Origin of the sequence: Pseudoalteromonas sp. SMS1 (assembly GCF_021530565.1) — a bacterium.
GTDB lineage: Bacteria > Pseudomonadota > Gammaproteobacteria > Enterobacterales > Alteromonadaceae > Pseudoalteromonas.
Map to the genome: position 1 here is coordinate 1 of NZ_JAKGBI010000028.1, position 25,673 is coordinate 25,673.

General features: G+C 43.8%; 20 protein-coding genes and 2 tRNA genes. 12 read left to right on the plus strand and 10 right to left on the minus strand.

Annotation, left to right across the window (positions count from 1 at the left end):
- The first annotated feature begins 111 nt into the window (after window positions 1-111).
- A tRNA-Gln gene (locus L1286_RS21965) sits at window positions 112-186 on the plus strand.
- Window positions 187-216: 30 nt separating this feature from the next.
- Window positions 217-301: transfer RNA gene (locus L1286_RS21970), tRNA-Leu, on the plus strand.
- 183 nt (window positions 302-484) lie between these two features.
- Here the strand turns inward: L1286_RS21970 and L1286_RS21975 are convergent.
- Entirely contained in the window at window positions 485-1,648 is a 1,164-nt protein-coding gene (locus L1286_RS21975; protein WP_235409189.1) for an FAD-dependent oxidoreductase, read from the minus strand.
- A gap of 265 nt (window positions 1,649-1,913) precedes the next feature.
- Between L1286_RS21975 and miaB the strand changes: the two genes are divergently transcribed.
- From miaB to L1286_RS22010, 7 genes are all read left to right on the plus strand, one after another.
- Complete coding sequence (gene miaB / locus L1286_RS21980; protein ID WP_063358990.1) at window positions 1,914-3,347, plus strand: tRNA (N6-isopentenyl adenosine(37)-C2)-methylthiotransferase MiaB; 1,434 nt, start codon at window positions 1,914-1,916, stop codon at window positions 3,345-3,347.
- Window positions 3,348-3,401: 54 nt separating this feature from the next.
- A complete protein-coding gene (locus L1286_RS21985; protein ID WP_235409190.1) occupies window positions 3,402-4,451 on the plus strand; it encodes a PhoH family protein in 1,050 nt (349 codons plus the stop codon).
- Window positions 4,448-4,909 (plus strand): rRNA maturation RNase YbeY, encoded by a 462-nt coding sequence (gene ybeY, locus L1286_RS21990; RefSeq protein ID WP_235409191.1) that lies wholly within the window; start codon window positions 4,448-4,450, stop codon window positions 4,907-4,909. The genes L1286_RS21985 and ybeY overlap by 4 nt, the downstream gene beginning before the upstream one ends.
- Window positions 4,910-4,927: 18 nt before the next feature.
- Entirely contained in the window at window positions 4,928-5,806 is an 879-nt protein-coding gene (corC, locus tag L1286_RS21995) for a CNNM family magnesium/cobalt transport protein CorC (protein ID WP_235409192.1), read from the plus strand.
- Window positions 5,784-7,361: an apolipoprotein N-acyltransferase gene (gene lnt / locus L1286_RS22000; protein ID WP_235409193.1), complete on the plus strand. Its 1,578-nt coding sequence runs from the start codon at window positions 5,784-5,786 to the stop codon at window positions 7,359-7,361. Before corC ends, lnt begins: the two co-directional genes overlap by 23 nt.
- Before the next feature lie 196 nt (window positions 7,362-7,557).
- On the plus strand, window positions 7,558-7,815 hold the full coding sequence (locus tag L1286_RS22005) for a hypothetical protein (protein WP_235409194.1): 258 nt from the start codon (window positions 7,558-7,560) through the stop codon (window positions 7,813-7,815).
- On the plus strand, window positions 7,812-8,339 hold the full coding sequence (locus L1286_RS22010; RefSeq protein ID WP_235409195.1) for a GNAT family N-acetyltransferase: 528 nt from the start codon (window positions 7,812-7,814) through the stop codon (window positions 8,337-8,339). The genes L1286_RS22005 and L1286_RS22010 overlap by 4 nt, the downstream gene beginning before the upstream one ends.
- Before the next feature lie 164 nt (window positions 8,340-8,503).
- On the opposite strand, the gene L1286_RS22015 is transcribed toward L1286_RS22010, so the two are convergent.
- The 7 genes from L1286_RS22015 to L1286_RS22045 all read right to left on the minus strand — a co-directional run bounded on the left by L1286_RS22015 (window position 8,504) and on the right by L1286_RS22045 (window position 18,363).
- Complete coding sequence (locus L1286_RS22015) at window positions 8,504-9,319, minus strand: DUF4437 domain-containing protein (protein ID WP_235409196.1); 816 nt, start codon at window positions 9,317-9,319, stop codon at window positions 8,504-8,506.
- A 1,065-nt stretch (window positions 9,320-10,384) separates the two neighbouring features.
- Window positions 10,385-11,131, minus strand: coding sequence for an SDR family oxidoreductase (locus tag L1286_RS22020; RefSeq protein WP_235409197.1), 747 nt, complete (start codon window positions 11,129-11,131; stop codon window positions 10,385-10,387).
- Between the two features lie 73 nt (window positions 11,132-11,204).
- Entirely contained in the window at window positions 11,205-14,438 is a 3,234-nt protein-coding gene (locus L1286_RS22025) for a S41 family peptidase (RefSeq protein WP_235409198.1), read from the minus strand.
- A gap of 168 nt (window positions 14,439-14,606) precedes the next feature.
- Window positions 14,607-15,821, minus strand: coding sequence for an NAD(P)/FAD-dependent oxidoreductase (locus L1286_RS22030; protein ID WP_235409199.1), 1,215 nt, complete (start codon window positions 15,819-15,821; stop codon window positions 14,607-14,609).
- Complete coding sequence (locus tag L1286_RS22035; protein WP_235409200.1) at window positions 15,808-17,217, minus strand: FAD/NAD(P)-dependent oxidoreductase; 1,410 nt, start codon at window positions 17,215-17,217, stop codon at window positions 15,808-15,810. Before L1286_RS22035 ends, L1286_RS22030 begins: the two co-directional genes overlap by 14 nt.
- On the minus strand, window positions 17,204-17,530 hold the full coding sequence (locus tag L1286_RS22040) for a 2Fe-2S iron-sulfur cluster-binding protein (protein WP_235409201.1): 327 nt from the start codon (window positions 17,528-17,530) through the stop codon (window positions 17,204-17,206). Before L1286_RS22040 ends, L1286_RS22035 begins: the two co-directional genes overlap by 14 nt.
- A gap of 344 nt (window positions 17,531-17,874) precedes the next feature.
- The gene (locus tag L1286_RS22045) at window positions 17,875-18,363 is read right to left on the minus strand and encodes a winged helix-turn-helix transcriptional regulator (RefSeq protein WP_235409202.1); all 489 of its coding nucleotides are present in this window, start codon (window positions 18,361-18,363) and stop codon (window positions 17,875-17,877) included.
- A 260-nt stretch (window positions 18,364-18,623) separates the two neighbouring features.
- On the opposite strand from L1286_RS22045, the gene putA reads away from it, so the two are divergent.
- The 3 genes from putA (at window position 18,624) to L1286_RS22060 (ending at window position 24,946) form a co-directional block, all read left to right on the plus strand.
- The gene (gene putA, locus L1286_RS22050; RefSeq protein ID WP_235409203.1) at window positions 18,624-22,427 is read left to right on the plus strand and encodes a bifunctional proline dehydrogenase/L-glutamate gamma-semialdehyde dehydrogenase PutA; all 3,804 of its coding nucleotides are present in this window, start codon (window positions 18,624-18,626) and stop codon (window positions 22,425-22,427) included.
- Window positions 22,428-22,677: 250 nt separating this feature from the next.
- Window positions 22,678-23,877 carry an aromatic amino acid transport family protein gene (locus tag L1286_RS22055; protein ID WP_235409204.1) on the plus strand — a complete coding sequence of 400 codons (1,200 nt, stop codon included), beginning with the start codon at window positions 22,678-22,680 and terminating at the stop codon, window positions 23,875-23,877.
- A 187-nt stretch (window positions 23,878-24,064) separates the two neighbouring features.
- Complete coding sequence (locus L1286_RS22060) at window positions 24,065-24,946, plus strand: hypothetical protein (protein WP_235409205.1); 882 nt, start codon at window positions 24,065-24,067, stop codon at window positions 24,944-24,946.
- A gap of 26 nt (window positions 24,947-24,972) precedes the next feature.
- Here the strand turns inward: L1286_RS22060 and L1286_RS22065 are convergent, their stop codons facing one another.
- Together L1286_RS22065 and L1286_RS24170 are read right to left on the minus strand one after the other, a co-directional pair.
- On the minus strand, window positions 24,973-25,500 hold the full coding sequence (locus tag L1286_RS22065; RefSeq protein ID WP_235409206.1) for a hypothetical protein: 528 nt from the start codon (window positions 25,498-25,500) through the stop codon (window positions 24,973-24,975).
- Between the two features lie 29 nt (window positions 25,501-25,529).
- Window positions 25,530-25,652 carry a hypothetical protein gene (locus L1286_RS24170; protein ID WP_268832722.1) on the minus strand — a complete coding sequence of 41 codons (123 nt, stop codon included), beginning with the start codon at window positions 25,650-25,652 and terminating at the stop codon, window positions 25,530-25,532.
- Between the last annotated feature and the right edge of the window lie 21 nt (window positions 25,653-25,673).

A 25,673-nucleotide genomic window follows, 5' to 3' on the forward strand; every position in this document is an offset into this window, starting at 1 on the left:
GGAATTGGTAGACGCGCTGGATTTAGGTTCCAGTATCTTCGGATGTGAGAGTTCAAGTCTCTCCTTCCGCACCATGTTCTCGATAAGAACTAAAATAATTGACTACCTAGTTGGAGTATCGCCAAGCGGTAAGGCAGCGGGTTTTGATCCCGCCATTCCCAGGTTCAAATCCTGGTACTCCAGCCAATTATCTTCTATAGATAATAATTAAACATTGCGGAAGTGGCGGAATTGGTAGACGCGCTGGATTTAGGTTCCAGTATCTTCGGATGTGAGAGTTCAAGTCTCTCCTTCCGCACCATGTTTAAAATACTTTTATCTCTTCCTTTTTATATCTCTGTTTCATTCTTTTTTTATCCATTCAATTGCAATTTAAGCCTTCTATCTCAGCGTTAAACTATTTTTAATTACCAATCCTAATAACAGATCAGAAACAATAAAAAAGGAAGCACTGTGGCTCCCTGTTATTTTGTGTGGTATACCATTAAAAACTGCCACCCATTGCATGCTTTAAGACTTCTCTTTTAAGTGGCCCTGCATTATTCGCCAGTTTCAATGCTAAACTGCGAAGTGACTTAAGCGGTTTTAACTCGTTAGAAAATCCAAAATAACACGCATCCATCATGCTCATCATAAGTAAGTTGTCTTTACGCCGCATTTTTTCATATTGGTGTAGTCTGGCAAGTTCACCCACATCATCACAACCTAACAAGCACCCACCCAGTGCAGCAACGTCTTTAAAACCGAGATTAACACCCTGCCCCGCTAACGGGTTAATTGTGTGTGCAGCATCCCCAACCAACACTAACCGACCTATGCTATATTGGTTGGCATGCTGTCTCGCAAGTGGAAATACGGCGCTGTGTTCAATCTCAAAGTCTCCTGGTAGCTCAAAAAAGTGTTCAAGTACAGCTTCCTTCAGCTCAGCTTTTGATAACCCTTGTAAGCGCTTTAGCTCTGAACTGTGGTGATACCAGATTAAATTCGCGTAGGGAGCTTGCATCGGCAAAAATGCAATTGGACCTGTTGGTTTAAACTCCTGCCAAGTTTTTACCTGCTGTGGCGCATCGAGTTTTATCAAAATCCCCATACAGTGCTGCTGGTATTGCCACCCAGTTACACCTATCCCTGAGAGACTTCTTAGCTGCGAACGTCCACCATCTGCCGCAATGAGTAAATCGGCAGAAAAGCGCTGTTCGGGGTATACTAATTCGATACTGCTGAGATGCTGTTCAACGGCAATAGGGGCATCGCTGACTTTTACCACGTTAATCATGTGCGCTTCAAACTGTGCCCACAGCGCTGCCTGAATAATATTATTCTCGACTAAATGTCCCAAATGCGATGCAGACACTTCGTCTTTATCAAACAATAGATGTTCACTATTTTGCTCATAAGCTTCCAATTGGTGATATGGAGCATGGCGACTTGCTCTGATTAAAGGCATTGCACCGAGCTTATCAAGTAGCGCTTCCGAAAAACGGTTGATCGCCGATACTCGAATATCTACTTGGTCGCCCCCAAGTATCGCGCTTGCTTCTATCGGATTATTTTCAATGATGGTGACTTGGCAACCTTGGCGAGCTAGTTCAACCGCAGCTGCTGCGCCGACCATGCCACCACCGACTATCAACACGTTATTTTTCATAAATTTGCCTACATTTTTTGGTGTATATACATTGTATCGTAAATCCCACAAAAAAGATCTCTCACGTCGATTGTAGCCGAATAATTACAGCCGTCATTGATCCCTATTTTGAAAGATGAAATCTATACTTGGCTAGTGACTACAGGTCATATAAAATACGCCTCTTTTTAAGCTATTTTAGTAAGTGTAAGTCGGTTGTTGGGGTATTTTCTAAACTGACGAGGCGTTGTGCTGATCATCGAATTGAAAACGAGGCTTTATTTCAATGGGTAAAAAATTGCATATCAAAACCTGGGGCTGTCAAATGAATGAATATGACTCCCAGAAAATGGCGGATCTACTTGATTCCACCAATGGCTATCAGCTAACAGAAGAAGCTGAGCAGGCGGATGTGATCCTACTCAATACCTGTTCAATTCGTGAAAAGGCACAGGAAAAAGTATTTCACCAATTGGGTCGCTGGAAGTTATTAAAAGAAGATAATCCAGACTTAGTAATTGGTGTGGGTGGCTGCGTTGCCTCACAAGAGGGTGACACAATCCGTCAACGTGCACCATTTGTTGACATCGTATTTGGTCCACAAACATTACACCGTTTACCTGAAATGATAAAGCAGGTGCAAAGCAAAGAAGGTTCAGTTGTTGATATCTCATTCCCTGAAATTGAGAAGTTTGACCGTTTGCCTGAACCAAAAGCGGAAGGCCCAACGGCATTCGTGTCAATTATGGAAGGCTGCTCTAAATACTGTACTTTCTGTGTTGTTCCGTACACCCGTGGTGAAGAAGTGAGCCGCCCTCTAGATGATGTTATTCTAGAAGTCGCACAACTTGCTGAACAGGGCGTACGTGAGGTAAACCTATTGGGCCAAAACGTCAATGCGTTCCGCGGTGAAATGCACGACGGCGAAATCTGCTACTTCTCAGATCTATTGCGTTATGTTGCGGCAATTGATGGTATTGACCGTATTCGTTATACCACCTCGCACCCTGTAGAGTTTACACCAGATATTATCGAAGCATACAAAGATGTACCGGAACTTGTAGACCATTTACACCTGCCAGTTCAGAGTGGTTCTGATCGTGTACTTAACTTAATGAAACGCGGTCACACTGCGCTGGAGTACAAATCAACCATCAGGAAATTACGCAAAGTTCGCCCGAACCTGAGTATGAGCTCAGACTTCATCATCGGCTTCCCTGGTGAATCTAAAGCTGACTTCGAAGAAACCATGAACCTTATCAATGCAATTGGCTTTGATATGAGCTTTAGCTTTATTTATTCTGCACGCCCGGGTACACCCGCAGCAGACCTGCCTGACGATGTACCAGAGCAAGAAAAGAAAGAGCGCTTATATATCTTGCAAAATCGCATCAATCAAATGGCGCAAGATATTAGCCGTAAAATGTTTGATACAGAACAGCGCATTTTGGTAGAAGGCCCGTCTAAAAAGAACCCTATGGAACTTCGTGGTCGTACCGAGAATAATCGCGTAGTTAACTTTGAAGGTCCACACTCAGTGATCGGACAATTTGTAGATGTACGTATTACTGAGGCACTACCAAACTCCCTGCGTGGTGAGTTGATCAGAACAGAGTCCGAAATGGACTTGCGCCGAGATGTCGCACCATCCGATATTTTAAATCGCGCACCATCGGAACCTGAAGCGAATGAGTTAGGTGTTGCGACCTTTACGCCATAGAACGAACGTTTTGCGCCAGCTCCTTGCTGGCGCATTCAATCTTAGGAAGTCATTTTGAGCAACCAAGTAAAAAATATTGAGTTTTATCTAGAACCTGCCGACAACAACCGCCTTTCTTCTCTTTGTGGCCCTTTTGACGATAACTTAAAACAAATTGAGCGCCGACTTGGGGTAGAGGTTGCTCATAGAGACAATTGGTTTAAGGTGACAGGTAATCAAGTCACAGCGAAGGCTGCGGTTGATATTTTAAAGTCTCTATACGTTGATACTCAGCCAGTAAAAGGCAAAGCACAAGATATTGAGCCCGATCACGTTCATTTAGCGATCACTGAAGCAAATTGCCTTGAGCAAGATATGCCAAACGTTTGGGAAAAAGAAGTGTTTATCAAAACACGTCGTGGTGTTGTTAAACCGCGAAACCCGAACCAGAGCCAATACGTGGCAAATATTCTGACTCATGATATCAGTTTTGGTATCGGCCCAGCAGGTACTGGTAAAACCTATTTAGCGGTAGCCGCCGCTGTTGATGCATTAGAGCGTCAAGAAATTAGACGTATTCTTTTGACACGTCCCGCGGTCGAAGCAGGTGAAAAGCTGGGCTTTTTGCCAGGTGACTTAACGCAGAAGATCGATCCATACTTACGCCCGCTTTACGACGCATTGTTCGAGATGTTGGGTTTTGAAAAAGTTGAACGTTTAATCGAAAAAAATGTCATAGAAGTTGCCCCTCTTGCTTATATGCGTGGACGTACTTTAAATGATGCCTTTATCATTCTTGATGAAAGCCAGAATACGACAACAGAGCAAATGAAAATGTTCTTAACCCGTATTGGTTTCAATTCTAAAGCAGTGATCACCGGAGACATCACACAGGTAGATTTACCGCGTGGTGCCCGCTCGGGGTTACGTCATGCAATCGAAGTGCTCAGTAATGTAGATGAAATTTCGTTCAACTTCTTCAAGTCACATGATGTTGTGCGTCACCCTGTTGTGGCACGAATTGTGGAAGCGTATGAAGCGAAAGAAGAGCAAGAGCGTCAAGAAAAAGTGGCCAAACAAAAAGCTAAACAACAAGCTGTAGAGCAACAAGGTCCGGAGTCATGAGTGTCGATGTCGATTTACAGCTTGCTTGCGAGTTCAATGACTTGCCGACAGAGAATCAGTTTCAGAACTGGGCCGAAAAAGCATTGCTTCCGTATAGAGAATACGCTGAAGTCACAATTCGCATCGCAGATGAGACTGAAAGCCAAGAGCTCAATAGCCAGTACCGAGGAAAAGACAAACCAACGAATGTTTTGTCATTTCCTTTTGAAGCGCCACCAGGTATTGAGTTACCGCTCGTTGGCGATCTAATTATCTGTCCTCAGGTGGTTTTTCATGAGGCACAAGAACAGGAAAAAACTTTCCACGATCATTTTGCACATATGGTCATCCATGGTTGCTTGCATTTGTTGGGCTTTGACCATATAAATGAACAAGACGCCATGGAAATGGAAAGTCTAGAAAAAGAATTTTTAGCCGATTTGGGTATTGCAGATCCGTATCGGGACGATATTAATTAATTGGAGTATAAGACTACAATGAGCGACGATAACTCGCAAAGTAGCCAGGGTTCTTCTAGCAGAAACTGGCTTGGACGCATCACGCAGATGCTGCAAGGGGAACCCCAAAACAAAGAAGAGTTGGTAGAAGTCATTGCTGACGCTCAAGAACGAGCACTTATCGACCCTGAGACGAAAGACATGATGGAAGGCGTTTTAAGCGTTTCTGAGCTTAAAGTGCGCGATATCATGATCCCTCGCTCTCAAATGATAACGCTGGATGTTGAACAGGATTTAGAATCTCAGCTACCAGCTATGGTCGAGTCGAGTCACTCTCGTTTCCCCGTGGTGTGTGAAGACAAAGACCACGTCGAAGGGATATTGCTAGCAAAAGATCTTTTACCGTTGATACTCAAGCGCAATGGCGCACTTCCTGCTATAAGAGAGTACTTGCGCCCGGCTATTGTAGTACCCGAAAGTAAACGGGTTGATACTCTACTGAATGAATTCAGACAAAAACGCTACCACATGGCTATCGTCATAGATGAGTATGGTGGTGTATCCGGTCTAGTAACTATCGAAGATATTCTTGAAACCATCGTTGGTGAAATTGAAGACGAACACGACGACGAAGACGAACAACAAGATATTCGACAGCTTTCAAAGCATGTGTTTAATGTACAAGCACTCACACCACTGGATGAATTTAACGAGTTCTTTAAAACAGATTACGACACACAAGAAGCCGATACTATCGGTGGCATCATTCTGCACGCGTTTGGTCATATGCCAAGCAAGGGGGAAACGATAGATGTCGAGCCTCTTCAGTTTAAAGTGACTAACTCTGATAACCGCCGCATCTTGCAATTGCAAGTGACGGTACCTAAAACTGAGCATGTTGAAGACACAACTGAATAAGCTCCTTACCCTATGTAAAGATAAGAACGCATGGCTGGCATTGTTCGCTGGCTGTGCGCTTACTTTTGCCTACGCGCCTTTTGGTTTATGGCCTTTAACGTTTATATGCTTCGCCATTGCGGCCTATGTCACCGATCAACCTTCCCCCAAACAAGCTGCTAAATATGGTTTTTTATTTGGCTTTGGTTGGTTTGCATTAGGCATTAGTTGGGTACATGTTTCCATTGCGCAATTTGGTGGGCTACCGATTGCCCTTTCTTTACTTGCAATGGCCCTACTCTGTGCTTATTTAGCACTGTATCCCGCTTTAGCGTTTGCATTCGCTAACCGCTACAGTAAATCTCATTGGCAACGGCTGGCTTTACTCATCAGTGGTTTTGCTACCACAGAATATCTACGCGGTGCCCTATTGACAGGCTTTCCCTGGCTCAGTTTTGGCTATACCCTCACCGATTCTCCTTTCAATTATCTTGCACCTTGGGTAGGTGAATTTGGCCTAACCCTGCTGTGTGTTACGCTTGGTTATATCGGTTATTGGTTATTTAGATACAAACACTACAAAAGCGTGTTCGCTGCTCTCACTCCCGTCGTGATACTGTGCCTTTACAGCACGCACAATACAGATACTCGATACAGTGGTCAGCAGCTTAAAACTTTGCTCGTGCAAGGTAATATTGCACAGAGTTTGCGCTGGGCCCCTGAACAATTTTGGCCCACCATGTCAAAATACCAAGATATGACTAGGCCTAATTGGGCCGATGTTGACTTGGTTGTATGGCCAGAAGCCGCGATACCTGAGATTGAAGACTATGCGTTTGACTACTTAATCAATTTAGATAAGGCCGCTGCATTTAATAACACGGCTTTGATTACGGGTATTCCGGATTACCAGTTTGATACGCGCAATGTTTACAACACCCTTATTGTCCTTGGCAAAAAACAGCATGATGACAAAGATGGCCAGTATCGTTACCTTCACCGCAATCGCTACCAAAAGCACCAGTTACTTCCCATCGGTGAATTTGTCCCGTTTGAGGATTTACTGAGGCCACTCGCCCCACTGTTTGATTTGCCAATGTCTTCATTTTCACGCGGTGATGCGGTGCAAAGTAACTTGGTAGCAAACGGGATACATGTGCTACCTGCTATCTGCTATGAAATTGCTTTTAGCGAACTTGTACGTGGTAATTACACCCAAGAGTCAGATATTTTATTTACGGTGAGTAACGATGCATGGTTCGGTGACTCGCATGGCCCGCATCAACATATGCAAATAGCACGAATGCGTGCGTTAGAGCTGCAAAGACCGATGGTACGCGTGACCAACAATGGTATCAGTGGCGTATTTGACCCGCTATCTCAACAACAAATTACGATTCCGCAGTTTACTAGCGAGGTGCTCAGTACAGAATTAAAACTGATATCCGGCCATAGTTTCTTTAGTAAACACGGACATACACCTGTTTGGTTATTTGTGGGCTTACTGTTAACGTTGGTCTTTGTTAGCAATGTCAGAAACTACCTGTCTTCTAAAATGGAAAAAGCATTCTTCTAACATGTTGTTTATGGGCAATACCACATTGCCCATCCCCTATCAAATTCCCCATTTTGGTGCAAGTTTAGAAACACAGCACCTTTATGACCCAAATCAGCATCAACAAAAAACCTAACAAACTGATTTTAAAACGCATTTATTCTTGGCACTAATCTTTCTTCTTGTGATTATTCTAACAAGTGAAGAAGGGCTTCCCATGGATATAGTGACCGCAAACATGCCAGATAATTTACTCCGCGCAATACATATGGTCAATGAAAAAGGGCTCAGTATTAGCGAGAGCGCCAAGTCATGCCATATTTCTCAACAGCGCTTATATAAAGCCATTCGGGTACATAATGCGACCCAAGCACAACAATTGGCTCAGTTACAATTAAAGCGCAGTCATCTATTTAAGCAGCTCACTGATGTTGATGCACATATAGCCGTATTAGAGCGCAAGGTGACAAAGTGATAACCATTAAACGTATTGCATGCATCGACGCCACGACCCTTCAAGTGCTGCACAATTTATTAAAGGCTTGCATTGAACAAGGGGCATCATTGGGTTTTTACGCGTCCACAGCGACAGGTTTGCTGTGTTCCTATTGGCACACTGTTGCAAAAGAGGTCAGTCACAACCAAAGACTGTTATATATTTTATATGACAAAGGAGAAGTACAAGCCACTGTGCAGTTGGCATTATGTCATAAACAAAATGGTCGTCACCGTGCTGAAGTCGAAAAGCTGCTCGTCCAGCCAAGCTCTCATCGCCAAGGATATGCGTCAAAGCTGATGGCATATGTTGAGTCAGAAGCACGACAACAAGGCATTCAGCTTTTAGTGCTAGATACTCAAAGCGGCGACAAAGCTGAGCGCTTTTATCATGCAATTGGGTATAGCAAAGTTGGACAAATTCCCTATTATGTATCCGATGAATCAGGCAAACTCTTTAGCACAAGTTATTACTATAAATACCTGATAGCCCATTCCCAATGACTGCTTACTACCAGGGGTTAAGACCTAAAGCACTGAAAATGGGCTCGTCTAGAGCCCAAAAACCAGTGTACTTTTAACAGTACAGCGTTGTACAACATGCTCAGCATAGTGAGTAAATTAACGATGAGTTTGATGAGAGAGCAATCATATTCAAGCTTTCCTTATTACTTTTTGCTACTCAATATTTGCAGTTTACTGTTGGTACGAACATAAATTACGACCTCGTCATCGACCACCTCAATATGTTCCCCTTCACGTGTATGGCTAAAATAACTTCCAGGGGCAAGCGTAGACTTTTGCTTAACATGCTTTAAATAGCCTTGGATAATCACAGCATGAAAGATACTGCCTTCACTTTTAAGTTGTCCTTCAAAGCCTGCGGGAAGCTTAATAAAACTGCCATTTAATTGGCCATTAGAGGTACTCCCCCATAAAAATGCTCGCTGCACATCTTGTTGAGCATCAATCCACTTGATGTCATTCGCATCAAGCCAAACTAGATTTGACTGATCAACATTAACTGCACGTTCGCCATTATCAAATGCTTGTGATTTTGGGTGTACAAGATAAGGGCCGCTGTCTATCTCAATGTACGCAATATTCTCTTTGTCTTTCGCCGCGGTAATATGCGCTTCGCCTGCTGGCTGTGTCCAAAATGAGCCTGTCGGAAGCCACATGTTTTGTGCATCTGGATCATCATTATGTACTAAGCCTTTGATAACAACTCCTCTATAGCTCACATTATGAATATGAGGAGGTGAAATAAAGCCGGGTTTAAATTTGACTAAAAAGCCTGTGCTTCCACTTGTTTGACGATCTCCCCACAAGTCGGCTGCTTGCGGGCTAGCCTCTCCACGTAAGGGGTTCAGTGGCGTCCACTGGAGATGGTCTACAGTACGTATGCCTGACTCTTTACTACTTGCAATGTGACTATTGAATAAAAACAGACCAATTAAAATTAATTTACAATGACTTACCACGCTTACTCCTGTGTATTGAGCTGATGAGAGCACATTGGCTTTTTCCAAACTTAATAGTAATTCTCATCGCAAAATTTGATAACAACCACAAATGAGGAAACATAATTAAGATTTTATTGATAATGATGTATAACCTTCACGCCATAGCTTATTATGGCCACAATAAGCTATGGTAGATTTGGTGCCCAAGATAGACCAAATCATTACTCGCTCTGATCAAAAAGACAAAAAAGATGATACAACTAAAACGACGTGAATAAGCCTCAACAATTGCGGGGGTGTTAAAGTAAGTGAGGGGTTGAGCCTATATTAGCCCGCATTGCTTAACTGCCCTAAAGTTAAAGATATCCGAAGGTCACAACTGACATTTTAAATTTTAAAACGTGTTCATAAATACACTACTTCAATTTGTTTATGGCAGAAGGTCACCACTTCAAATGTAACGCATACACAGTACAACAAGAATGCTATAGAAAGCAGCTAGCTTGGTCTTAAACTCATACAAGTACAATGCGAAACAAAACATCGCTAGCGTGAGGCATATCATTGTAGGCACTTTCAATGATAAAGAAAAAAGTATAAAAACAATGGTAAAATAGAGTACTGCCAGTATTTGATACAGGGCTTTCATTACATGTAACTCACAACTTTATTAAAGCACTGCTGATGCCCTGCCACAACTATTACACAAGGTCTAATTTTTGTATCTGGCACTAAGTCTAATTTCATTGTGAACGCTCTACTGATGTATCGTTCAACGCTCCTGAGTTGCAATAACTTTCTCACAGTCAACATACCTGCCTTCTATTTCTGCCTGCGTATTTGCATTAACTAATGAGCATCAATGCAAAACCTACATCAAGTACAAGATTGGTTAATGCAATAAAGTTTGCAACTGGCGTAATCAGAATACGCCTTATCCATTTTTGTTTAACTGACAATGGAGTACCGCTTTCTTAGAGCACTATCAAGCTACACCTCATCCTCTTTCTATTCCACCCCATTGATAGTGATGCAAACTGAAGGTTAGCCCCTGCTCTCGAGCAAATAAAATAATCTCAATACTTACTTCCCACCCGCTAAGTCGATGAATGTACCCGTCGCATAGGACGCCTCATCACTTAATAACCAAGCAATCGCATTGGCAACTTCTTGTGCAGTACCACCTCGTTGTAATGGCAGCAACTTAGCAACCCTATCAACTCTGTCTGGCTCTCCGCCATCCGCGTGAATATCTGTATAAATACAACCTGGACGCACACCATTCACACGTATCCCTTCTGGCGCAAGCTCCAATGACAACCCCTTGGTGAAACTGTCTACGGCACCTTTTGCAGCGGCATAATCTACATATTCATTTGCGCCTCCCAAGTAAGAAGCTGCAGAAGAGACATTGACAATGGCACAACGGGTTGCTGGATAACTTGCGTCCCGCATATGCTTAATCGCCTCCCGTGCACAAATAAAATACGGTGTCACATTTTGTGTCAACATCCAATTGATGCGCTCAGCGCTCATTTCCTCGACGCGCATTTGCGCTTGCAATACACCCGCATTATTAACGAGGTGTGTGACCCGCCCCAATCGCGTTTCGATCGTCTTGAACATTGCCACGACCTGTTGCTCATCGCTAATATCAGCCTGAAAAAGCGCAGCTTTTCCACCAGCAGCCAAAATATCATTTTTTACTTCCTCAGCAGCTTGATGATTCGACTTATAGTTAATCGCAACCGCATACCCTTGGGTAGCTAAGCATCTTGCACTCGCAGCGCCAATACCGCGACTTCCCCCAGTGATCAATACTATTTTCATGCGTGTTCCTTAAATAAAAAAGGGGGCTATGCCCCCTTTGTAATGATTTATTTTATTAACTGACTAAACGGCCTTAGTCAATAAACTTCGTCGGTGCTGGCGGCACAGTGAGTTCCTTTTTCGGATTCTCTTCAAGCTCTTTTAATAGCTCTTTAACCGCACGCTCAACAGATGGATCTTTACCCGCTTGGATAAGTTCAGGACGATCGATTACCTCGATGTCAGGTACCACACCTTCATTTTCGATGATCCAGTTACCGTCGTTATCAAGAATACGGAAAGTCGCAGCAATGACCTGGCCGCCATCAACCAAACGTGGGTTACCAGAAATACCGATTAGGCCACCCCAAGTGCGTGTGCCGATCAACTTACCTAACCCTGCTTGACGGAAATAGTAAGGAATCGCGTCACCACCTGAGCTTGAATAGCCATTAATTAACATGGCTTTCGGTCCATCATGTGCAAACTGAGGGGTTTTCGTTGGTGTTACGCCACGACGTTTCCAATAGTTAAGCGGTTTACGAGCAAGCCATGTGATCACATGTTCAGGAATAAAACCACCACCGTTGTAACGATCATCGATGATCAGCGCATCTTTGGTCGTTTGAGGCATGAAATTCTTAAACATTGAACGGTTGCCTTCGTACGCCGTGTTGGGCAAGTGCACATAACCTATGCGGCCACCAGAAAGCGCTTCGACGTAAGCTTTACGAGATTCAACCCATTGTAAGTAGCGCAGACCAATTTCGCTTTTCACAGGTTTAACGCTGACTTTCCAACTGTCTTCAAAACTTGGAGATTTACTTAGGATAAGCTCGACCTGCTCACCTTGGGTGTTTTCCAGTAGTTCGTAGAAGTTGCTCACTTCATTGACGTTACGGCCATTGACGGCGAGGATGAAATCACCTTCACTTGCACGCACGCCCGTTTCATTTAGCGGTGAGCGGAAGTCCTCATGCCAATTTTCACCTTTGAAAATGTGCTGAATAGTCACAAAGCCTGAACGATGACTGGCGACTTCTGCGCCCAATAGACCGTGTTTCTTACGCTTACCCTTTGGTTCATCTCCAGATTGCACATAGATGTGACCTGCGTTGATCTCACCCGCAATTTCACTGAGTACATAATCAATATCTGTACGGTGTGCCGCGGCATCCGCCATTGGCTGGTAGCGCTTTAAGATGGCATCCCAATCCTGACCGTGATGATTTTCGTCATAGAACCAATCACGCAATGTACGCCACCCTTCAGTGTACATTTGTGACCACTCGATACGCGGATCGATCTTCAAGTTCATTTTGCTTAGATCAAGCTGGTTCGCTTTCAAATCTTGCTTGGCTTTTGGTTTGATTACGCTGTATTTATTTCCAGCGCGCACAATAACATGCTCTCGATTTGCAGATACTTTATATGCGCTGACGCCTTTGGCAACCGTTTTAACTTTGCCATCGATTTTGTTTTCAACCAGCTTAAGTGCGCCGCTTGACAGGGTTAGTACACCGCCTTTAACGCCCGTCAATGCTCGGTAGTTACCCGCAGGAGCGGGCAGTGATACCACGCGGTCCATAAATCCATCAACTTGAATGCTGGTATCTAAATCGGCTGTGTCGGTCTCGCTCTTGTCATCACTAACAATGCGCGTTTCATCACTTTTCGGCGTATTAATTGGGTCGATCGAATCATTCACCGCCACTGAGTAAATACGTGTCGCTTTGTTAAATAAATAATCAAACTCGTATGAACTGAATGCCAGATTGTAATCACGCTCAGAGGTAAAATAGATATACTGGCCATCTTCAGAGAACGTTGGGTTTCGCTCCGAAGTCATATCATCTGTCAGACGGCTTAATTTTTTACTTTCAATATTGTAGTGCCACAGTGAGGCATAGCGGTTCTCGTTATTTTTAACGAAAACTAGGTCTTTACTGTTTGGTGACCACGTATATTGAGTGATGCTGTTCTCGTCATGCAGGCCACGATCAATGTTAGTCAACTTACCTGTTTTAACGTCTAATAACCAAACAATGTGATCTTTATCTGCAAATAAGAGTTTGGTGTTATCTGGCGACCAAATTGGCTCAAAGCGCCAAATTGTGCCATTGTCTGTAAGCTGTTTAACTTGGTTATCGTTGGCACGATCTTTTAGGTAGATCTCGTACTCACCTGTGGCATCACTCAAGTAAGCGACATAGCGTGCATTTGGCGACCAAGATGCAGCAATTTCACGGCCGTTTGGCGTATGGGATAAATTGCGGGTTGGGCCATTTTTCACGGGCACTGAGAATATTTCACCACGGGCTGTGAAGATCGCGCGCTTACCATCATGAGAAATGTCCATTGAGTCGATAAATTTACTGACATTTTTGCTGTAGGGCATCGCATACTTGCGGACACCGTCAATGTTAATAGTCAGTTTTTCAGTCATCTTATTCGCTTCATTAAAACGATATAAGTAACCGCCATTTTCATACACAATCGCATCTGGACCGGCAGATGGCCAAAGCACATCAAACTCGGTGTGATCCGTCATTTTTACTGGCTTTTTTCCTTCACGGTATTTGTAAAGGTTGAGTGTATAGTCTCGGTCTGACACAAAGTAAATACTGTCATTAACCCACGTTGGTTGCTGATCAGTTGCACGGTGAGTTGTCAGCTGTTTAGAGGTGTTCTGCTCTAGGTCATACACCCATACATCTTGCGCACGACCACCGCGTGAGCGCTTCCAAGTTCTAAACTCTCTGTCAATCGGCGTATAAACAAACTTACTGCCATCCCCAGAGAGCATACCGCCGCCCCCTTCAGGGATCGCAAGTGGCTGCTCTAGGCCGCCTTCAACAGGCACCATGTATGGGCGCCCCATGCGCTTACCCCAAGGAGTACGGTTGGCGCGAAAAACAATGTGCTTGCCGTCTGGCGTCCAGTCAAGTACACGGTAGTCAAAACCACCTCTTGGCGGCATTGGGCCCACATCATTGTAGTAAGTTAGCTGCTTTAGACCTGAACCATCTCTATTGATCACATAAATCTGGCGACTGCCGTTATATTCGGCTGAAAACGCGATTTTTTCGCCATCAGGAGAGAACTTTGGAAATGTTTCAAAGCCGACATGATCGGTTAAGCGTGTGCTTTTACCTGTTTCTGTGTCAGCGACATAAATATCGCCTGAATATACAAACGTAACATGCGTTTTGTGAATGTCAGGAAACCTCAATAAACGGGTATCTTCCGTGCTATAGGCATTTGCCATTGGGCTCGCTAATGGCGCAAGCACCGCAGCCACCGCTGCAAATAAATGCTTTATTTTCATTATATTCTCGTGTTTAGCTAGTACTGTTACATAATAACAAGTTCAGAGATAATGTCAGTTTCATGCGATAAAAAGCAAAAAACCGCTATTAAGTGATAGTAAGGAAGTGGAATGGCCTTGTAGATGGCTTACATAGATCGTCGTAAGCCATCTCAGTGGTGTTAATTTCTACGCTTTATCAAAAAAGCGAGTCACGCTAAATGGGGTTAAATCTAGGGAGGTGGGCTGGCCGGTCACCAGTTCGGTCATTAATTTACCTGTGATGGCAGACGTTAAAATCCCCGTTCTAAAGTGGCCGCACGCATTAAGGTATCCCTCAATACCTGGTACTTTTCCCAAAATAGGCAATTCGTCTGGCGTACCCGGTCTAAGTCCAGCCCAGCAGCGCTTGATATTAGATTCATTTAAGATAGGCAAACACTTCATCGCCCCACGCGATAATTCTTGGATCTTGTCTAGGCTATTGGTGGTATCAAATCCCTTTTCTTCTGTGGAAGAGCCAATTAATACTTCTCCATTATCTTTTTGCGCAATATAACAATCACTCGTACTGATACAGCCATTGAGGATCTTAGGCATGCGCTCAGAAAGTACGATCTGGCCCTTGACTGGATAAACAGGCATATCCAAGTCTGTTGCTTGCTTAAATATCGTGTTTGCCCAAGCACCTGTCGCATTGATCACAGTATCACAGCGTAGCTCCCCTGCCGCCGTTTTTAACCCCAGTACTTTGTTCCCTTCACGTATGACCTGCTCAATTTCAGTGTGTAAAAACAACTCCACACCATTTTGTCTTGCAGCTTCCGTATACGCTTCGACAAGACGATAAGGATTTACTTGATGATCACACTTAAAATCAATGGCACCAATTGCGTCAGGTGTGACGTAAGGTTCTTCCGCTTTTAGCTGCTCAGCATTCAGCCAACGGATCTGATCACTCAGGTGGGGGATCCCACTGACAATCTGATCGGCGTATAACTCATCATCGCGGTTATACATAATAAACTTGAGCCCTGTCCGTTCAAATTTAAAGTCGACATTATGCTTAGTACGAAGTTCTTCATAGAGGTCTGGATACATCGCGTTAGATTTCAATGCCAGTTCAAAGAAGCAATCTGGTAATTGGTGCGGACGCATTGTGGGTATTTCTTCACCTTGCGCTTCACTTTGGAGCTTTGATAAGGTTTTAAAAAATATCACACCACAACCGAGTCCAACAGACTCCCCTATCGCCCAAAGCCCACCAGCAGAGGCACGGGATGCATTACCCGGCTTCTTTATGTCAACTAAGGCAACCTTAAGCTCAGTATCACGGCTTAAAAAGTAGGCACATGCAGCGCCGATAGCGCCGCCACCAGCAATAATGACATCATATTTGCTCATCTAATATTTCTTCCATAAAAGTAAAGGGGATTGGGTCCAAAGGGAATCGAGGTTTTATTACCCCTGTTTTTGAATTTTGTTGATGACCGGCTTTGTGCAATAAATCTAACGCATAACTACTGCAAGTCTTTCCTTGGCAGTCACCCATACCAATTCGCGTCCGCATTTTTAACGTCGTGAGGTCTTTTACCCCTTGCTCAATTGCATCATCGAGTTGCTTTTTGGTGGCTTGCTCACAACGGCATACCACGGTGTCATCTTGTGCCAAATTAAGCAAACCATCTTGTCGTTCGCTAAAGCGATCAAAACCAAATCTAAATCGTGCGATACGAGCATGTTTACGCATCACCTTGCGCTTCTCTTTTAGTGCCACACTCGTCGTGACAGCTCCTCGCTGTAAGGCAATATCAATTGCCGCAATCTGACCTTCGCAAATAGCAGCATCAGCGCCCAGCAAGCCACTGCTGTCTCCCACTACATACAGGTTGTCTTGGTTACTGAGAAAGTTACTATCTAGCTTAGGTACGTAACCACTTACTTTTGTATATTTATGCTCAACACCAAGTAACATGGCCAACTGCGTACGTGCAACAAACCCATAGCCTACGCCGATGGCATCCACATCTATGGTTTGCGTATGGCGATGATCTGCTTGCCACTGCTCATCATAAGGCGCAACGGTGATGCGCTCTAATTTCTCGCTACCTTGCGCATTAACAATGCCATGACCATAATAAAAAGGGATTTGATGCTTTTTAAGATACCCCATCATACTCAATCCAGAGAGCGTTAATTTAGGCTTATTAAGCAGTGCAACGGCTTCCTTGGCGAGCTTATTAAATGAGCTCGCCTCAAAGACACCTACAACATTAACGCCCGCTTTGTGTAATTGACATGCAACAAGCGGCAGCAATGGGCCAGTGCCTACGATCGCCATTTTTGCTCCAGGCTTCACCAAACCACTTTTGATTTGCAGCTGTACACCCCCTAACAGCATCACACCTGGTAACTGCCAACCGGGAAAAGGAACACTGCGCTCGTGACAGCCTGTCGCCAGTATCAACTCATTGTATCCTTGCGTGGTAAGTTCACCATTCTCGCTTAGTAATAATTGCTGCTTACCTTCAGGACCGAGCACTCGAGTCTGTAATTTAAGATCTATCAAATGCCGATTATTTTCATATCGGGTGCGTAGCGCACTCATTGCACGTTGCAGATTGTCATCTAGATGAGGTACCGAAGCCGTTTTTCGCAGTGGGCCCCGATAAATCACGCCGCCTATTTTTGGCGCCTCTTCAACAATGATCGATGGGATTTGGTACTTTCCGAGCATCGCCGCGGCCGCAGTCCCAGATGGACCCCCCCCGACGATTACGACTGGGTTAGATTTCACCATTACCCAACCCCTCTTCTTTAAAGCGATTGCTGAGCGTCTCAATTTGCATATTTGGCTGTACCAAAGTTTGACAAGCCCGTTGTTTGTGTTGCTTGTTAACTTTTACATGACAGCAATGACAAACCCCCATAGAGCAATAAGCGCCAGTGACGACTTGTCGATCGTTTTCACTGATGCGCTTCATATTTGTCGCTTGCAATACAGACAGGACTGTTTCACCTTCGCAGGCTGTGACGGGAGTATCATCGATAAGTACTTCAAATTGGATTGAGTCTAAAGGCGTAATATCCTTTGTACGCGTCGCTGTTGTCATTTTTTTACCTTACTTTGCCAAATTCTATAACAGATTAGGGTAAATAATTGCCAAAAAAAAGCCCAAATTTAACAATAGTTAAACTTTTGTTGATCCAAATTAAGCTAGTAATAAAATAGGTACAACTGTAATGCGCTGTAATTTATTTTTATCAGTTTTTATGATCTAGGAATAATAAAAACAAATAAAAAACGAATATATACATACCCTTAAAAAATAAACTGGTAAGAAACAGGTACTTAACGCCCCATCATCAGTACTTTATTGTATAGTGAGTACTATTAAATAAAACATGATAAAAAATGGATTTTTCATAAATAAAAAGGATAAACAAGAATTAAATGTTAACAATTTGGCAAGATTTTTACACCTGCATCCTGCTTTACATGCTCGATAACCATATAGGTATGATTAGTCCCTACTCCGGGTATTTCCACAATTTGACCCAAAACTTCTCGATATTGATGCATATCCGATACACGGATCTTTAATAAATAGTCAAATCCCCCAGCAACCATGTCGCAAGATACGACATGCGGTATTTCAATTATATGCTGTTTGAATGTGTCAAAAACTGACTCAGTTGAACTTTTCAAGGTGATTTCGACATGCGCAACTAACTTCTGACCTAATTTTTCCGCATTTAACCGTGCTGTATACCCTTCTATGTACCCTTCGGATTCTAGTTTTTTTACTCTATCAAGACAGGGACTGGGGCTTAAATTAACCGCTTTTGCAAGGTTAACATTTGAAATACGGCCGTTTTTTTGCAGCTCTTCTAATATAGCTACGTCGATGCGGTCTAAAACTCGAGTCTTAATTGATGTGGTCATACAGCATAAAGTTCTGTGTGAATGTGAATATACCCACAAATTTACCGTAATTAGTCAAAATAGAACAGCATATTCTGCTGGTTCTTCTATACAATGCTCTCAAATTCTATGGCGTTCCTAGGATAAGGGCAAAGTTGTTTCTTATCATTGAGGGACTAAAATTTAACCACCGAAAATTTACACAGCAGCTTGCTCTTTGAGCTGTAGAAGACACGTGCTGTCTTCGTAGTACTTAGGTTTTTATATTGAGGGTTTAACCTATGCTATTTCAAGGCGATTTAACAACCCAGTGTCCGATCCGTCAAAAGATCCGTGACTTCTACCGCATTGATGAAGAAACTGTCATCGATCACATTTTACCGCTTGCTGAAGTCGGTGTTTCTGCTCGTACTCGCGCATGGGAACGTGCTCGTCAAATGGTTTTAAATATCCGTAAAGACCAACATGGTCAAGGCGGCGTAGATGCATTATTAGAAGAGTACTCACTGTCTTCTGAAGAAGGTGTTGTACTGATGTGTTTGGCTGAAGCACTTTTGCGCGTACCAGATGCACAAACACAAGACATGTTAATTCGCGACAAACTTAGCAAAGGTGACTGGAGCTCGCATTTAGGTAATAGTGATTCACTATTTGTAAACGCGTCGAGCTGGGGCCTGTTACTCACTGGTAAAATGGTCAACTACGCTGATAAAAACAAAGAAGAGCAATTTGGTTTACTAAAACGCACGATGGGCCGTATTGGTGAGCCAGCTATTCGTAAATCAGTGCAATATGCGATGAAGATCATGGGCCAGCAGTTTGTAATGGGCACCACCATTGAAGCTGCACTTGAGCGCGCGAAAGAGAAAGAGGCCACAGGCTACGCATATTCATACGATATGCTAGGTGAAGGTGCACGCACAATGGCTGACGCCGAGCGTTACTTCAACAGCTACATGACAGCTATTCACGTGATTGGTAAAGCAGCCAACAACCGTGGTCCAATTAAGAGTCCGGGTATTTCTGTCAAACTATCTGCCATTCACCCTCGTTATGAGTTTACGCACCGCGACCGTGTGATTGCGGAGCTTGTGCCTAAACTTAAAGAATTAGCACTGGCTGCAAAACAGTACGACATTAATTTCACAGTAGACGCTGAAGAAGCCGATCGTTTGGATATCTCACTTGATATCATCGAAGCGGTATTCTCTGATGATGCGCTAGGTAACTGGAATGGCTTCGGTCTTGCTGTGCAAGCCTATCAAAAGCGTGCTATTTGGGTCATTGATTGGCTTGAAGCACTATGCCGCAGAGTTGGTCGCAAGATGATGGTACGTCTTGTAAAAGGGGCTTATTGGGATACTGAAGTTAAACTCACTCAAGCTGATGGCCTTGAAGACTTCCCTGTGTTTACGCGCAAAGCAACCACCGACGTTTCTTACAAAGCATGCGCAGTCAAGCTCATGAACGCACGTGATGTGATTTTTCCTCAGTTTGCAACACACAACGCATATTCTGCTGCCACTATCCTTGAGCTGGCCAATGGCGAATTCAATAACTTTGAGTTCCAATGTTTACACGGTATGGGTGACTCACTGTACAACCAAGTTGTCACAGAAGATAAAGTACAATGCCGTGTTTATGCACCGGTTGGTCAGCACGAAGACTTACTTGCTTACCTCGTTCGTCGTCTCCTTGAAAACGGTGCAAACTCATCATTCGTAAATGCGATTGTTGATGAGTCTATGCCTGTTGAGTCACTCCTTGAAGATCCGGTAGAAAAGATCCAGCGTGTTAAGCATAAACGCAACATGCAGATCACACTGCCTATCGACCTTTATGGTGAAGAGCGTAATAATTCTAAAGGGTTAGATTTAACCAATATTAATCACATCACGCCAATGCGAGACAACTTACAGAAGTGGGTTGAGGACAACTTAATGACGGCTTCAGATGTCCCAGCAGGTCATGAAGCGGTGTTAAACCCAGCCAATCACGATGAGGTGATTGGTTCTATTCGCCATCAAGACGCTGACGAAATGAAGCAACTTGTGGCAAATGCTGAATCTGCTTTCGCGACATGGTCGCAAACATCAGTCAATGAACGCGCTGAGATTTTGCGTCGTACAGGTGATGTGCTTGAGCGTCATCGTGACGAGCTTATCGCGATGTGTATCAAAGAAGCGGGTAAAATCACGCAAGACGGCATCGATGAAGTCCGTGAAGCCGTTGATTTCTGTCGTTACTACGCAGCAAAAGCTGAAGAGCTTGCTCTTGATGAGCGCTTTAGTCCGCGCGGTGTGATCTTGTGTATCAGCCCTTGGAACTTCCCGCTGGCCATCTTCCTAGGCCAGGTTGCTGCCGCTATTGTGACTGGTAACACCGTTATCGCAAAACCTGCTGAGCAAACATCATTGGTTGCGCTTCGCACAATCGAACTAATGGAAGAGGTAGGTTTACCAAAAGGCATCGTACAGCCAGTTATCGCACGTGGAAGTGAAGTTGGTAAGCACATCGTTCCTGATACACGTATTCAAACAGTGATGTTTACCGGTTCGACTGAAACGGGCACACGTATTTCTCAAACATTGGCTGAGCGCGGCGGTGATCAAGTACCACTCATCGCAGAAACCGGTGGTCAAAACTGTATGATCGTTGACTCAACAGCACTGCCTGAGCAGGTTGTTGATGACGTTATCTCTTCCGGTTTCCAAAGTGCAGGTCAGCGCTGTTCTGCACTACGAGTACTGTTTGTACAAGAAGAGATCGCAGACAAAGTGGTCAACATGATCAAAGGCGCAATGAAAGAGCTACACATCGGTGACCCAGCGCACCTATCTACTGACGTAGGCCCTGTGATTGACCAAAAAGCGCTAAATGCGCTCAATGAGCACGTTGAATACCTAAAAGGCAATGCAACACTGCATTATGAGTGTTCACTGCCTGATATGGGAGATACGGGTCACTTCTTCTTTGCACCACGCTTATATGAAATTAGCGACCTTTCCGTGCTGAAAAAAGAAGTATTCGGCCCGTGTGTTCACGTGATCCGCTTTAAAGGCAGTGATATCGATAATGTGATTGACCAAGTAAACAGCACAGGCTTTGGTTTAACAATGGGTATCCACACGCGTATCGAAGAGCGAGCAGAATATCTAGCTAAGCTATCTCGAGCAGGTAACATCTACGTCAACCGTAACATGATTGGTGCCGTGGTAGGTGTGCAGCCGTTCGGTGGTCGCGGTCTATCTGGTACAGGTCCAAAAGCAGGTGGTCCAAACTACATTGCCCGTTTGGTAAAAGAAAACCAAGCAGAACAAAACGTCCAAGCGACGAATGTTAAAGCTGATAACGAAGAGATCGCAGCTTATCAAGGCGCACAAGAGCAAGTTTCACGTATGATGAATGTCTCAAAACGCGACGAAAAAGCGTGGCGTGCCATGCCGTTAAACAGCCGTGTATCTGTAGTACGTCAGCTCCTTGCTAAGCTCGCCAAAGTTGAGATCCTTGATACGCTTGCTGATGACTTAAACAAAACGCTTGCCGATGCACGTGAGCAACTTATTCGTGTTGAAAAGCGTTTAGATACGGTGATTGAATTACCAGGCCCGACAGGCGAATCAAACACGCTTCGCTACGAAGCTCGTGGTTGTGTTGTCTGTTATGCAGACAAAGATACCTCATTTAACTTCTGGGTATTGTCTGTCATTACTGCCCTAGCAGCCGGTAACACCGTAATCACCGTTGTTTCTGACTTATTCCATGAAGAGGCAATTGCATTTAGAGACAAGCTATTGAGCAGTGGTGTGGCAGAAGGCGTACTTCAGGTTGCTAAGCTTAACCAGCTTCCAGCACTGCTTGCACACGAACACCTAGCAGGTGCTGTCGTAGGAAATGGCTGTGAGCGTAAAGGCTATGTCAGCACACAGCTTGCCGCACGCAGTGGTGCAATTCTGCCTGTTATTAGCGCAGAATATTACGACACGTTACTGGGACGTCTTGTTACCGAAAAGACAATCAGTATCGATACAACGGCTTCTGGCGGTAACACATCGCTTATGACGCTAGTCGAAGATGACGCGTAAACCCCAGTACAGCCGAATCGTACACTAAATTGAAAGCCAGCCTTTGCTGGCTTTTTTATTTTTAAACTAAATCAAAACCGCTCCAGAGAGCGCCATATCTAACAACAAGTTATCTTCACTAAAAACAAAATAAATTAACTTTTGTAAGACATAAATTACAATCCTTTACTTTGATTTTCGGTCAAACTATTTCAATTTTGTTCAGACCGTTATATTGTGCCTGTTTCTCTCACAAATATAGGGGCAATTTGTGCTTAATAATAAAACACTGGGCAGTATGCTGATTGTCGCAGGCACCACAATTGGTGCAGGTATGCTCGCTCTGCCAATTGCATCCGCGGGGCTCGGATTCACCACTTCGCTCATTTTAATTATCGCAACTTGGTTGTTAATGACTTATACCGCCCTGCTCATGCTTGAAGTCCACCAATTTGCAAATCAGGAAGCCACATTAAATACCTTAGCCAAACAAATATTAGGGACCAAAGGGCAATATATTGCCAATTTCTCTATGGTGTTTTTATTTTATGCCCTGTGTGCCGCCTATATCGCTGGTGGCGGCTCCCAATTAGGAGAAAAACTCAGTAACCTAGCCGGTGTGAAAATAGCGCCGCAAATAGGCTCAGTTGTTCTCGCCGTCGTTGTCGCAACCATTGTTGCGCTAGGAACCAGCACCGTAGATAAACTAAATAGAGTATTATTCACAATTAAAATTATTGTGCTTGCGAGTTTGTTTTTCGTTTTAACACCTTATGTTCACGGTCAACATTTATTAAATATGCCAATTGAACAGGGGCTTATCTTGTCGGCCATCCCGGTCATCTTTACCTCATTTGGCTTCCATGGTTCCATTCCCTCTATCGTTAAATATGTCGGATTAGACATTAAAACCTTACGTCGCGTGATGATCGCCGGTGCCGCGTTACCGTTGACTATTTACGTTTTTTGGCAGTTGCTGAGTCAAGGTATCATGGCTCAAGAGGCACTGATCCAAAGTGAAAACCTACAGGGCTTAGTTAACGCGATTTCAGGTATCGCGCATAGCACTAGAGTACATACCTTTGTCACGATTTTTGCTGATTTAGCACTCGCAACATCCTTTTTGGGCGTGAGTCTGGGGTTATTTGATTTCTTTGCCGATGCTTTCAAACAAAACAATAACGGCATGGATAGAGTGAAAACGGCATTGATAACGTTTATACCACCACTTGGCTTTGCACTTTTTTACCCCCAAGGATTTATTATGGCGCTAGGGTACGCGGCCATTGCATTGGTTGTGCTCGCTATTTTCCTACCTGTTGCCATGGTCTGGCAGCAGCGTAAAGACAATACTGCGGGGTATCAAGTACGTGGCGGCAACATTGGGCTCGCCTGCGCCGGTTTATGTGGCGTACTTATTATTTCTGCACAATGCCTACAGATGTTTGGGGTGATACCCGCGCTAGGCTAATAGTATGCCTGTTTAAGCGCCTTTATAAGGCGCTTAAACTCCGCTGTTACAACTGTATTTTTTGTATTTCTCTTCACCGAGCTTCTCCGACGAAAACAAACCAATTGCGACTACTTTCTTACAAATCTATTCTCGATTTTCTCTTTCACCAATGTATATAATGTGGCTAGTCATAAAGGAGTGAAGTATGAAACAGGCGACATTGGCAATTGTGCCATTACTATTTCTCACGGCGTGTGGCGGTGAGAACGACACACCGCTGCAGAGGGATAACAGTACGACACCAGACACACCCGATACTCAGACACCAAGTTCAGGGAGCGATTGTGGTGCCAATTTTAGCGCCGAACGTTCACTCAACAAGTTCGAATTCTCCAGTGTGTTTTGGCAAGTAGAAGGCGAACGACTACAATCCAAACCCGAGCTCCGGTTTTATTCGGACAATCGTTCGCTGGGCGCAACCCATACACTTACCTCTGACAAAACGCTTTGTTTATTAGCAGCCAGTGTTTTTGGTTCACTTAACGCCGAAACATGGGAAGGGGATGACAATGCGTCGTTTAAAAAGGGGGAGCTTTATTATTACTCGCCCGAATTTAAACTTAAGGCTGGGCTACCTGACATAGCTTCTTTGACTGACTGGCGTTCTAAAGGCCAACCAGAAAAAGTATCTATGCCACTGAACAATGCAAATCTCACCATTCATTATCGAGATAAAGACAACAACCTTATCACCCTTGGTGATGTCGAGACGAATTTAAACCCAATCATACTGAATTGTAATCAGAGCGAATTTGATATTTCACTATCACTACAGCAGGTTGCCAGCTCGGCATTGGCAACACTAGACCCGTCATACTGTGAAACACAAACTGTGGGCATTAATACAGAAACATTTTGCCTAACGGCAGGATTCAGCCAAGATACGGGATTGGAAAGCTGCAAGTTTGACTTAACAAAAGTGTCCCTACCAGATCAAAGAGGAAACAAAACCTCAGTACAGGTATCTGGATTATTGACGTTTTCTGACTCAAATGCCCAATTACAAATATCAGACATCGACTTGTAAACTCGCAGGTGGGTATACTGGCTGCATTAGCTCTTGAGGGACCTATCTTTCCACTTGAGCTTTTGCCCAAAATGCCATAATAAAGGCACAAAACACAATGCCACAGTGACTGTATTCACAATTGGTAACACTGATTTATATAGATAAGTAGAGTAACTCAGATCCATTAAATGTCTGTCGACCAAACGGAACAGTTGAAGAAGAGGCGCTGGTAATACGACAAGCTGAACCATAATACTTTGCCACATGTACATTTTGTCTTTTAATGCCCAATACGCCACGATAGCAATAAAGATAATGTCATTAAGTGCCCAGAGTATGTAACGGTAAACCTTGTCGTCATCAAATGCTTTTATTGGTTCAAAGGTAAAAGCACCGACAATATAAAAAACGAGACACAAAAAAGAGTACCTAAAGGCCTGCTTGTCTTTAATAACAACAAATGCAACACAGGCCAAAAAGGTAAGTAGAGTAAGCGAGTCATCTAAGATAGCTATAAAAGAAGCATGGAACTCATAGCTATTCAAATACGATGATAAATCAGAGGAATTCAATTCGATTTGCTTATCTAATAAAGAAGAAACTACTTGTCTTCTTTGTCATTGTCACCATCACTACCTGAACCGTTACCACCAGGCATATCTGCAAATTTGTATAGCTTAGACATAATAAACTCCCTTAAAATTATAAAATTAAAAGCCAACATACGTTAGCTCAAAATTCCCAA

What these genes read in the sequence shown, in the direction of transcription:
- L1286_RS21975 (WP_235409189.1), bottom strand. Translation starts at nt 1,648, where the DNA reads ATGAAAAATAACGTGTTGATAGTCGGTGGTGGCATGGTCGGCGCAGCA.
- miaB (WP_063358990.1), top strand. Translation starts at nt 1,914, where the DNA reads ATGGGTAAAAAATTGCATATCAAAACCTGGGGCTGTCAAATGAATGAA.
- ybeY (WP_235409191.1), top strand. Translation starts at nt 4,448, where the DNA reads ATGAGTGTCGATGTCGATTTACAGCTTGCTTGCGAGTTCAATGACTTG.
- corC (WP_235409192.1), top strand. Translation starts at nt 4,928, where the DNA reads ATGAGCGACGATAACTCGCAAAGTAGCCAGGGTTCTTCTAGCAGAAAC.
- lnt (WP_235409193.1), top strand. Translation starts at nt 5,784, where the DNA reads ATGTTGAAGACACAACTGAATAAGCTCCTTACCCTATGTAAAGATAAG.
- L1286_RS22005 (WP_235409194.1), top strand. Translation starts at nt 7,558, where the DNA reads ATGGATATAGTGACCGCAAACATGCCAGATAATTTACTCCGCGCAATA.
- L1286_RS22020 (WP_235409197.1), bottom strand. Translation starts at nt 11,131, where the DNA reads ATGAAAATAGTATTGATCACTGGGGGAAGTCGCGGTATTGGCGCTGCG.
- L1286_RS22025 (WP_235409198.1), bottom strand. Translation starts at nt 14,438, where the DNA reads ATGAAAATAAAGCATTTATTTGCAGCGGTGGCTGCGGTGCTTGCGCCA.
- L1286_RS22030 (WP_235409199.1), bottom strand. Translation starts at nt 15,821, where the DNA reads ATGAGCAAATATGATGTCATTATTGCTGGTGGCGGCGCTATCGGCGCT.
- L1286_RS22035 (WP_235409200.1), bottom strand. Translation starts at nt 17,217, where the DNA reads ATGGTGAAATCTAACCCAGTCGTAATCGTCGGGGGGGGTCCATCTGGG.
- L1286_RS22040 (WP_235409201.1), bottom strand. Translation starts at nt 17,530, where the DNA reads ATGACAACAGCGACGCGTACAAAGGATATTACGCCTTTAGACTCAATC.
- L1286_RS22045 (WP_235409202.1), bottom strand. Translation starts at nt 18,363, where the DNA reads ATGACCACATCAATTAAGACTCGAGTTTTAGACCGCATCGACGTAGCT.
- putA (WP_235409203.1), top strand. Translation starts at nt 18,624, where the DNA reads ATGCTATTTCAAGGCGATTTAACAACCCAGTGTCCGATCCGTCAAAAG.
- L1286_RS22060 (WP_235409205.1), top strand. Translation starts at nt 24,065, where the DNA reads ATGAAACAGGCGACATTGGCAATTGTGCCATTACTATTTCTCACGGCG.
- L1286_RS24170 (WP_268832722.1), bottom strand. Translation starts at nt 25,652, where the DNA reads ATGTTGGCTTTTAATTTTATAATTTTAAGGGAGTTTATTATGTCTAAG.